Annotated in this window: 11 protein-coding genes; 3 read left to right on the top strand and 8 right to left on the bottom strand. The window is 63.8% G+C overall.

Translation table 11 applies throughout. The annotated features are described in order from the left end of the window. Positions 1 to 404 precede the first annotated feature (404 nt). The 3 genes from AB0L58_RS41250 to AB0L58_RS41240 all read left to right on the top strand — a co-directional run bounded on the left by AB0L58_RS41250 (position 405) and on the right by AB0L58_RS41240 (position 2,694). A complete protein-coding gene (locus AB0L58_RS41250; RefSeq protein ID WP_364396550.1) occupies positions 405 to 761 on the top strand; it encodes an SPW repeat protein in 357 nt (118 codons plus the stop codon). Positions 762 to 766: 5 nt separating this feature from the next. After that, positions 767 to 1,390, top strand: a complete 624-nt coding sequence (locus AB0L58_RS41245; protein WP_364396547.1) for a helix-turn-helix domain-containing protein — start codon at positions 767 to 769, stop codon at positions 1,388 to 1,390. A 131-nt stretch (positions 1,391 to 1,521) separates the two neighbouring features. Further along, positions 1,522 to 2,694, top strand: coding sequence for a lipase family protein (locus AB0L58_RS41240; RefSeq protein WP_364396565.1), 1,173 nt, complete (start codon positions 1,522 to 1,524; stop codon positions 2,692 to 2,694). Here the strand turns inward: AB0L58_RS41240 and AB0L58_RS41235 are convergent. From AB0L58_RS41235 to AB0L58_RS41200, 8 genes are all read right to left on the bottom strand, one after another. Continuing rightward, positions 2,691 to 2,966, bottom strand: a complete 276-nt coding sequence (locus AB0L58_RS41235; RefSeq protein WP_364396544.1) for a hypothetical protein — start codon at positions 2,964 to 2,966, stop codon at positions 2,691 to 2,693. The two genes, AB0L58_RS41240 and AB0L58_RS41235, sit on opposite strands and share 4 nt — an antisense overlap. A 91-nt stretch (positions 2,967 to 3,057) precedes the next feature. After that, positions 3,058 to 3,276 carry a DUF5615 family PIN-like protein gene (locus tag AB0L58_RS41230; protein ID WP_364396541.1) on the bottom strand — a complete coding sequence of 73 codons (219 nt, stop codon included), beginning with the start codon at positions 3,274 to 3,276 and terminating at the stop codon, positions 3,058 to 3,060. 106 nt (positions 3,277 to 3,382) lie between these two features. Then, on the bottom strand, positions 3,383 to 4,573 hold the full coding sequence (tuf, locus tag AB0L58_RS41225; protein ID WP_364396538.1) for an elongation factor Tu: 1,191 nt from the start codon (positions 4,571 to 4,573) through the stop codon (positions 3,383 to 3,385). Between the two features lie 115 nt (positions 4,574 to 4,688). Then, complete coding sequence (gene fusA / locus AB0L58_RS41220) at positions 4,689 to 6,791, bottom strand: elongation factor G (RefSeq protein ID WP_364396535.1); 2,103 nt, start codon at positions 6,789 to 6,791, stop codon at positions 4,689 to 4,691. A 140-nt stretch (positions 6,792 to 6,931) separates the two neighbouring features. Continuing rightward, the gene (gene rpsG, locus AB0L58_RS41215; protein ID WP_014353063.1) at positions 6,932 to 7,402 is read right to left on the bottom strand and encodes a 30S ribosomal protein S7; all 471 of its coding nucleotides are present in this window, start codon (positions 7,400 to 7,402) and stop codon (positions 6,932 to 6,934) included. Between the two features lies 1 nt (position 7,403). Next, positions 7,404 to 7,778, bottom strand: coding sequence for a 30S ribosomal protein S12 (gene rpsL / locus AB0L58_RS41210; RefSeq protein WP_014353064.1), 375 nt, complete (start codon positions 7,776 to 7,778; stop codon positions 7,404 to 7,406). A gap of 295 nt (positions 7,779 to 8,073) precedes the next feature. Beyond that, positions 8,074 to 8,631, bottom strand: coding sequence for a DUF3558 domain-containing protein (locus tag AB0L58_RS41205; RefSeq protein ID WP_364396532.1), 558 nt, complete (start codon positions 8,629 to 8,631; stop codon positions 8,074 to 8,076). A gap of 11 nt (positions 8,632 to 8,642) precedes the next feature. After that, positions 8,643 to 9,170, bottom strand: coding sequence for a DUF3558 domain-containing protein (locus AB0L58_RS41200; RefSeq protein ID WP_364396529.1), 528 nt, complete (start codon positions 9,168 to 9,170; stop codon positions 8,643 to 8,645). Between the last annotated feature and the right edge of the window lie 407 nt (positions 9,171 to 9,577).

Raw genomic sequence — 9,577 nt, 5'->3', positions numbered from 1 at the left:
ACTCACGCGGCCCCCACCTCGCTACGCTCGGCTCCAGCATGACCGGGCCACCCGGCTCTGTTAATGGTTCGCTCACTACGCTCACTCACGCGGCCCCCACCTCGCTACGCTCGGCTCCAGCATGACCGGGCCACCCGGCTCTGTTAATGGTTCGCTCACTACGCTCACTCACGCGGCCTTCCCTTCGGTAGTGCCTGGCGCCCGCCGGGTCGAGTTCGCATCCGTCACCCAGGTAACACCAAGCTCACCCTAACCTTTGCTTGGTTACGAATCGCCGTGAGGGCCGTCACTCCGATCACCCCGACCGATCGGTGCGCAATCGTATCCATATCTATATTGATCGGGCGGTCAATCAGAGTTAGATCTGAGGAAGGAGAACAATTCAGAGCCTGAGGAGGCACACCATGTTCACCGAAAGTCGCGCGCAGGACTTCTTGGCCGTTGTGCTGGGCGTCTTCACCGCGCTGTCACCCCTGTGGGTGGACACGAACGACAACGGCAGGTGGTCGCTGATCGTTCTGGGCGTGCTGATCGCCCTCACCGGCCTGGCGCAGATGTATCGGGCGACCCTGACGGCCGCCGACTACGCGATGGGCCTTTTCGGCGCATTGCTGTTCATTTCCCCCTGGGCAATGGACTTCACCGACTACCGCGGCGCATCCTGGACCGCATGGGTAGTAGGCGTGGTGACGGTGGTGGTCGCGGTGGCGGCACTGCCGGCGATGTCGGCCCGGTTGCACGATATGGCGCCGCACCACTGATGCAGATGCCGAAACCTCGGCGCGGCGGGCGTCGTCGTAGCGCGAAAGTCGACGGCGACGCCCGTCAGCTCATTCTCGATGCCGCGGAACGGCTCTTCGCGGCGCAGGGATTCGATGCGACCGCGACCGCAGCCATTGCCGAGGGTGCCGGCGTCCCCAAGGGCCTGGTCTTCTACTACTTCCCCACCAAGGATTCGATCCTGTCCGCACTGATGGCCGAGCGGGTGCCCGCCCAGCCGATCGCCGACATCGGCACCGTGGTCGCACCGGGTGATCCGGCGGCAAGCCTGATCAATCTCGATGCCGCGCTCAATCTGCGCGATCACCATTCGTCGGTGCTGCGCGTCATCATGTGGCGCGAGGCCGATACCCATCCCGACGTGCGCCGCCAATTGCGCCGCCTGCGCGATCAACTGCTCGACGTCACCGCCAGGGTGCTGCAGGCCAGCGCGCCCGGCCCGGTCCAGCCCGGCACGCTGCGCGCATGCGCCGCGGCCTGGGTTTCGGCCATGTTCGCCATTGCCAGCAGCGATCGATTGCACGCACTCGACGGGCTGCCGCTGCCGACCGCGGATGAAATCTGCAATGTCGCGCAGGTCGTCGCGGCGGGTATGACACAGCTCGGCTGAGCGGCGGAATCTGAAATATTCACGTTTTCAATGCGAGTCCACGGCGCGTGGTACTAGTTCAAATTGTGGAGATCAATCGAGTTCTTCGAGATCTCACCGGTCTCGCGACGCGCGCAGTACTTGTCGGCCTTATGGTCGGCGCTTCGACGACAGTCCTGGGCGGTACCGCGACCCAGGCCACACCGATTTATCCGGACGCCGATCCGGACCCCTTCTACGCGGCACCACCCGATCTGGCGAATAAGAGACCGGGCGAGGTGCTCGCCACGCGGGAACAGCCGCCGCTATTGATATTCCCCGAAACTACCGTCACGCTGATCAAATTCCGTTCGACCAATTCCGCCGGCCGACCGATCGCGGCGACCACCACGGTGCTGACGCCACGCTCACATCAACCCGATGGGCCGGTGCTGTCCTATCAGCACATCATCAACGGCCTCGGGACCCAGTGCACGGTTTCCCGCGCGCTGTACTCCACCGATCCGAATCTGCAGATCCGCGAGGCAGTACTGCTCAACGCCCTGCTGCTGAGCGGGTGGAGCATTGCGCTGCCCGATCATCTCGGGCCGACCTCGGCCTACGGTGCGGCCCGGCTCGGCGGCCAGATCACCCTGGACGGCATTCGCGCCGTGCGCCGGGTTCCCGAACTCGCCGCCGCACACAGCCGAATCGCGATGGCCGGATATTCCGGCGGCGGTATGGCCACCGCATTCGCCGCGGCGATGGCGCCGAAGTACGCGCCGGAACTCGAGATCGCGGGCGCGGCGACCGGTGGCGTACCGATGAATTTGGTGAAAATGCTGCAGGCAGTGAATCTCGATCCGCATCCGGCATTCGGACTGCTGATGGCGGCCGCTATCGGACTGGAACGCGAATATCCGAGCCGCTTTCCGATCAGCGATAATCTGAACGCGAACGGGGTGTCCGCACGCAAAACCATCGCCAACGCCTGCACCAATGAAATCCTCGTCACCGGCGCGGGACACAGCGTCCGGGATTACGCGAGCAGTATGACGTTGGTCGGTGATCGCAATGCCAGGGCGGTGGTCGAGGAGAACAGTCTGGAACTCTTCGACGGAATCCCCAAAATTCCGATATTCGAATGGCATTCGCCCGTTGATCCGCTCATCCCGACCGATTCGATCCTCGAGGTCAACCGCCGCTACTGCGCGGCGGGAGTGCCATTGCAGGCCGAACTCACCTACTCCCCCGAACATCTGAGCGCCGCCGTCCTCGGCATCCCCTCGGCGCTCTTCTGGCTCGCCGCACGCTTCCGCGGCGATCCGGCACCGACCAACTGCTAGTCGGCGAGAAAGGTGACTACATCGGGGACGGACCGCTTCACCACCCCGATATGGGTGGTATGCGGGTAAATGATCAAGTGCGAGTTCGGAATTCCGTCGGCGGTGCGACGGAAGGTCTCCGTGCGGTAGGCGCCGTCGCGGTCGCCACCGACGACGAGGGTCGACGCGCTGATCTCGCCGAGCCGCCCACCGAGGTCGAAGGCATCTTCGGCGCAAATGAAGGCCAGCGTGTCCGCCGGATTCTTCGGGCGCGCAAGGGATCGGCCAACCACAGCCCCGTACCGAGCCTGGAGTTCCGTTGCGCCGGACCAGGTCTTGGCATTTGGATCGGCAACGCATAGTCGTCGGACAGCCGAGTCTCTTTCAGCGGACCTCGATGATCTTCTCGCCAGCGCGGAGCATTTCCAGGATTGTCGGCACAACAGGCATGAAGGCTTCAAGAAGCGCCTTCCGCGAACAATTACCGATCCTGATCCACACAACAGCGGGCGCGGGAGATTCTGGCTGGCTACGGCCGATCAGGATGAAGTCCTCGTCCTTACTGATGATGACAGCGCTGCGGCGCAGAGCCTCGGCCCACACGGCGGCTCTGGCGCCGATGTCAGATCGATGTCACAGTCGAGACCTCCGAAACGCCGAACGGCGCCGCCCCTTTCGGGGCGACGCCGTTCGAAAGCGATTCAGTGAATCACTTGATGATCTTCGTGACGCGACCGGCGCCGACAGTGCGGCCACCCTCGCGGATCGCGAAGCGCAGACCCTCGTCCATGGCGACCGGCTGGATCAGCTTGACGGCCATCTCGGTGTTGTCACCGGGCATGACCATCTCGGTGCCCTCGGGCAGGGTCACAACGCCCGTCACGTCCGTGGTACGGAAGTAGAACTGCGGACGGTAGTTGTTGAAGAACGGGGTGTGGCGGCCACCCTCGTCCTTGGACAGGATGTAGGCCTGACCCTCGAACTCGGTGTGCGGGGTGGTGGTGCCCGGCTTCACGACGACCTGGCCACGCTCGACATCTTCGCGCTTGATACCACGAACCAGCAGACCGACGTTGTCACCGGCCTGGCCCTGGTCGAGCAGCTTGCGGAACATCTCGATACCGGTGACGGTGGTCTTGGTGCTCTTCTCGCGGATGCCGACGATCTCGACTTCCTCGTTCACGTTGATGACACCACGCTCGACACGACCGGTGACGACGGTGCCACGACCGGTGATCGTGAAGACGTCCTCGACCGGCATCAGGAACGGCTTGTCGGTCTCACGAACCGGGTCCGGGATGGACTCGTCGACCGCGTTCATCAGCTCGACGATCGCCTCGGTCCACTTCGGGTCGCCCTCGAGCGCCTTCAGACCGGAAACCCGCACGACCGGCGCTTCCTCGTCGAACTCCTGGGCGGCCAGCAGCTCGCGGACCTCCATCTCGACGAGCTCGAGGATTTCCTCGTCGTCGACCATGTCCGACTTGTTCAGCGCGACCAGGATGTAGGGCACGCCGACCTGACGGGCGAGCAGCACGTGCTCACGGGTCTGCGGCATCGGGCCGTCGGTCGCGGCGACCACGAGGATGGCACCGTCCATCTGCGCCGCACCGGTGATCATGTTCTTGATGTAGTCGGCGTGACCCGGCGCGTCGACGTGTGCGTAGTGGCGCTTCTCCGTCTGGTACTCGACGTGGGAGATGTTGATCGTGATACCACGAGCCTTCTCCTCAGGCGCCTTGTCGATCTGATCGAAGGCAAAGCTCTCGTTCAGATCCGGGTACTTGTCAGCCAGCACCTTGGTGATCGCTGCGGTCAGCGTGGTCTTGCCGTGGTCGACGTGACCGATGGTGCCGATGTTGACGTGCGGCTTCGTCCGCTCGAACTTCGCCTTCGCCACTTGGTGTCCTCCTGGACTTGTTGGTGCGTGCAGTTGCAGCAGTGCGGTTTACATATTGGGGGTCGTGCATGACTCCCGGCTGATAGGGACAAGTCTTGCACCTGCCCCCATCGACTTATTCGCCGGTCGCCTTGGCGATGATCTCCTTCGACACGTTGGCCGGAACCTCCGCGTACGAATCGAACACCATGGAGTAGTTCGCCCGGCCCTGGGTCTTCGACCGCAGGTCACCGATGTAACCGAACATCTCCGAGAGCGGAACCAGCGCCTTGACGACACGGGCACCACTGCGTTCCTCCATGGCCTGGATCTGGCCACGGCGGGAATTCAGGTCGCCGATCACATCGCCCATGTAATCCTCGGGCGTGATGACCTCGACCGCCATCAGCGGTTCGAGGATCACCGGACCGGCCTTACGGGCCGCTTCTTTCAGGGCCTGCGAGCCGGCGATCTTGAAGGCCATTTCCGACGAGTCGACGTCGTGGTACGCGCCGTCGAGCAGCGTGACCTTCAGGTTCACCAGCGGGTAGCCCGCGAGCACACCGTACTGCATGGCATCCTGCGCACCCGCGTCCACGGAAGGGATGTATTCGCGGGGCACGCGGCCACCGGTGACCTTGTTCTCGAACTCGTAGGTCGCACCGTCCTCGCCGACGAACGGGTCGAGAGCGATGATGACCTTCGCGAACTGGCCGGAGCCACCCGTCTGCTTCTTGTGGGTGAACTCGAGCTTCTCGACCGGCTTGGTGATCGTCTCGCGGTAGGCCACCTGCGGCTTGCCGACGTTCGCCTCGACCTTGAACTCGCGCCGCATGCGGTCGACGAGGATGTCGAGGTGCAACTCGCCCATGCCGCCGATGACGGTCTGGCCGGTCTCCTGGTCGAGCTTGACCGAGAAGGTCGGGTCCTCTTCGGACAGACGCTGGATCGCGGTGCCCAGCTTCTCCTGGTCGGACTTGGTCTTCGGCTCGATCGAGACCTCGATGACCGGGTCCGGGAAGGTCATGGACTCGAGCACGATCTGGTTCTGCGGATCGCACAGGGTGTCACCGGTGGTGGTGTCCTTCAGGCCGATGACCGCGTAGATGTGGCCCGCGACGGCCTCGGTGACCGGGTTCTCCTTGTTGGAGTGCATCTGGAACAGCTTGCCCAGACGCTCCTTCTTGCCCTTGGTCGAGTTGATGACCTGGGCGCCGGAGTCGACCTTGCCCGAGTACACACGGACGTAGGTCAGCTTGCCGAAGAAGGGATGCACGGCGATCTTGAACGCCAGCGCCGCGAACGGATCCGCGGTGCTCGCATCGCGGTGGATGATCTCCTCTTCCTTGCCCGGGACGTGGCCGTCGGTGCCACCATCGTCCAGTGGGGTCGGCAGGTAGTCGATCACGGCGTCGAGCATGGGCTGCACGCCCTTGTTCTTGAACGCCGAACCACACAGCACCGGGTAGATCTCGGAGTTGACCGTCAGCTTGCGGATGGCGCCCTTGATCTCCTCGATCGAGAGCTCCTCGCCACCGAAGAACTTCTCCAGCAGCGCCTCATCCGATTCGGCGACAGTCTCGAGCAGCTCCTGGCGGTACTGCTCGGCCTTCTCCGCGAGATCGGCCGGGATCTCCTCGACCTCGTACTTCTCGCCGAGCTTGGTCTCGCCCTTCCAGACCTTGGCATTCATCTCGACCAGGTCGACGATGCCCTCGAAGGTGTCCTCAGCGCCGATCGGCAGCTGGATGACCAACGGCTTGGCACCGAGGCGGTCCTTGATGGTCTGCACGGTGAAGTAGAAGTCCGCACCGAGCTTGTCCATCTTGTTGACGAAGCAGATCCGAGGCACGTTGTACTTATCGGCCTGACGCCACACCTGCTCGGACTGCGGCTCGACGCCTTCCTTGCCGTCGAACACCGCAACGGCGCCGTCGAGCACGCGCAGCGACCGCTCCACCTCGACGGTGAAGTCGACGTGCCCGGGGGTGTCGATGATGTTGATCTGGTTGTTGTTCCAGAAGCATGTGGTGGCCGCGGAGGTGATGGTGATACCACGCTCCTGCTCCTGCTCCATCCAGTCCATGGTGGCGGCGCCATCGTGGACTTCACCGATCTTGTAGGTGATGCCGGTGTAGAAGAGGATGCGTTCAGTTGTGGTCGTCTTGCCCGCATCAATGTGGGCCATGATGCCGATGTTGCGGACCTTGTTCAGGTCGGTGAGCACGTCCTGTGCCACGGAAATCTTCCCCGCTCGTAGCTAGTTGGGATTTTCGGGGACGACCCTGTGGTCGTCTCTATGTCAACGCCGGAAGCGGCAGGTAAGTGCCGCATTCCGACTCTGCCTCCCGACCCAGAAAACGACGGGCCGGGCAGACGTCACCAGCGGTAGTGCGCGAAGGCCCGGTTGGACTCGGCCATCTTGTGGGTGTCCTCACGGCGCTTCACCGAAGCACCGAGGCCGTTGCTGGCGTCGAGCAGTTCGTTGGCGAGGCGCTCGACCATGGTCTTCTCGCGACGGGCGCGCGAGAAGTTGACCAGCCAGCGCAGCGCCAGGGTGTTGGCACGGCCGGGACGAACCTCGACCGGCACCTGGTAGGTGGCGCCACCGACACGACGGGGCTTGACCTCGAGCGACGGCTTGACGTTGTCGAGCGCGCGCTTGAGGGTGACGACCGGATCGGTGCCGGTCTTCTCGCGTGCCTGCTCCAGCGCGCCGTAGACGATGCGCTCGGCGGTGGACTTCTTGCCGTCCAGCAGGATCTTGTTGACCAGCTGAGTAACCAGCGGCGAACCGTAGACCGGGTCGTTGATCAGCGGACGCTTGGGTGCGGGGCCCTTGCGTGGCATATCAGCTCTTCTCCTTCTTGGCGCCGTAACGGCTGCGGGCCTGCTTGCGGTTCTTCACACCCTGGGTGTCGAGCGAGCCACGGATGATCTTGTAGCGGACACCCGGAAGGTCCTTCACACGACCGCCGCGGACGAGCACCATCGAGTGCTCCTGCAGGTTGTGGCCCTCACCCGGGATGTAGGCCGTGACCTCGACCGCGCTGGTCAGGCGAACACGCGCGACCTTACGCAGCGCGGAGTTCGGCTTCTTCGGGGTGGTGGTGTACACGCGGGTGCACACGCCACGACGCTGCGGGCTCCCCTTGAGGGCCGCGGTCTTGGTCTTGGCGACCTTGTCGCGACGACCCTTGCGGACCAGCTGGTTGATGGTTGGCATAGACCGGCTTTCCTTAATTAGTTAACGCGGTGTCTGGAACTTCATGTCTTTGTCATCGAGCTTTCACTCGCACGTCCGGCCGCGTTTCTCGCGTCCCGAGGTCGGGCGTGTCGCACGCAAGACATATCCCGAATTCCGGGCACGCCGGAAAGGTCAGCCGCTCTCGCTGGCCTACGTTTGCGCACGAACTTGCCCGCATGCTTCCGGGCACAGCGATCCACGATACCCGCGAGCGCGACACAGGGTCAAAGCGGGGTCGCTCAGCACCTCCGATGGACCGCTACGACCTGCCAGGTCACCGCGCCAGATTCAGCGTCAACTCGACCAATTTCTGCGCACCCGCGCACGGATCGGGATGGCCGCCGGGACGGTAGTTGATCCACCAGCCGATGATGCCGGTGTCGGCGGCGCCCGCACTCACCCCGCACGAGTCGGGATCGTTCGGCCGCGTCGTCTTCAGACCGCGCCGCCCCTGCACGGTGATGTTCTCGGTGTTATAGCCGAGCTTGTCGTTATTGGACTTCTCGTTGTTCAACGAGCCTTCCTCATACCAGTTGAGGGTCACCATGGCGGTGCCGCCCGGTGCGTCCTCGACATCCCACATGCACACCGCACCGTTGAACGACGGGGACACGACCGTCGCATTTCCGACCGCCGCACCGATCTGGTCGAGCCCGACCACCTCGCATTCGCGCAGCAGTTTGTCGAAATTGGTATTGATCGTGGTGGTTCCGCTGCCACCCGCCGGATGCGCCGAACCCTTGACGGTTTTGCCGCAGCCCCCCACGGGCAGTGCGACCGCGAGCACCGCGGCAGTGACCACCGCGACCCGCAGACCAGGACGTGAACTCATCCGCATTCCCCTCACTGCAGCCGCTGCACGGTCAACTCGGCCAGCTTGCGAGTCCGATCACAGGGATTGCCCTGCTCGGAGAACAGTCCGTAGGACATCGACCATTCGAAGAAATCATCATCGAGCTGCACCGCCAGATCACAGACCGAACCGCTGGGATCCAACGCCTGGAAGCCCTTGCGGCCACCGACATCGATGGTCTCCGGATTGCGCCCGACATTGGATACCCAGGCCTTCTCGCGATCGATCGGGCTGCCCCGATAGGACGCGAAAGTGACACTCGGCGAAGCGATTCCGGCAGATTGGAAGTTGCAGCCGACCGAATTCCGGTACACCCGCGCGAGTTGGGACAGCCCGGCGATATCGCGCACCTCTTGATCGCTGACGTGACCGCACTCACCGACGAAGGGGCCGAGCGTGGCGACCTTCGGCGGCGGACGCAGCGGGGAGTTGGAGGAATCGGAGTCACCGTCCGAGCCGCAGGCCGACAGCGTCAATGCCAAGGCCAGACCGGTGATGATCGCCGACGGGATCCGCATGCGATGAACTCTACTGAGTTTTTGGCCGCGCGGGCGCGGCGTGTTCGCGGCCCCCTTCGGTCTCGCGTCCGAGCCGTCGAGACTCGCGACTTCGTCGCATGCGCATCGACGACTCGAACACGAGACGGGCCGCGAACCTCGCTCGCAAGACTCGCTCCGTGGTGGGCGCTGATGGCGGGACGTTCGGCACCTGATGTACACACGCCGGACGGGTGAGTCTCGTGCCTGCGTCGCATGCGCTTCGACGACTCGAACACGAGACGGGCCGCGAACCTCGCTCGTAAGACTCGCTCCGTGGTGGTTACTTATGGCGGGACGTTCGGCACCTGATGTACACACGCCGGACGGGTGAGTCTCGTGCCTGCGTCGCATGCGCTTCGACGACTCGGACGCGAGACGGGCCGCGA

It is taken from the genome of Nocardia sp. NPDC052112 (assembly GCF_040680135.1).
GTDB lineage: Bacteria > Actinomycetota > Actinomycetes > Mycobacteriales > Mycobacteriaceae > Nocardia.
The sequence above is the reverse complement of the archived record's forward strand: the minus strand, read 5'-3'. Positions and strand labels throughout refer to the sequence as shown.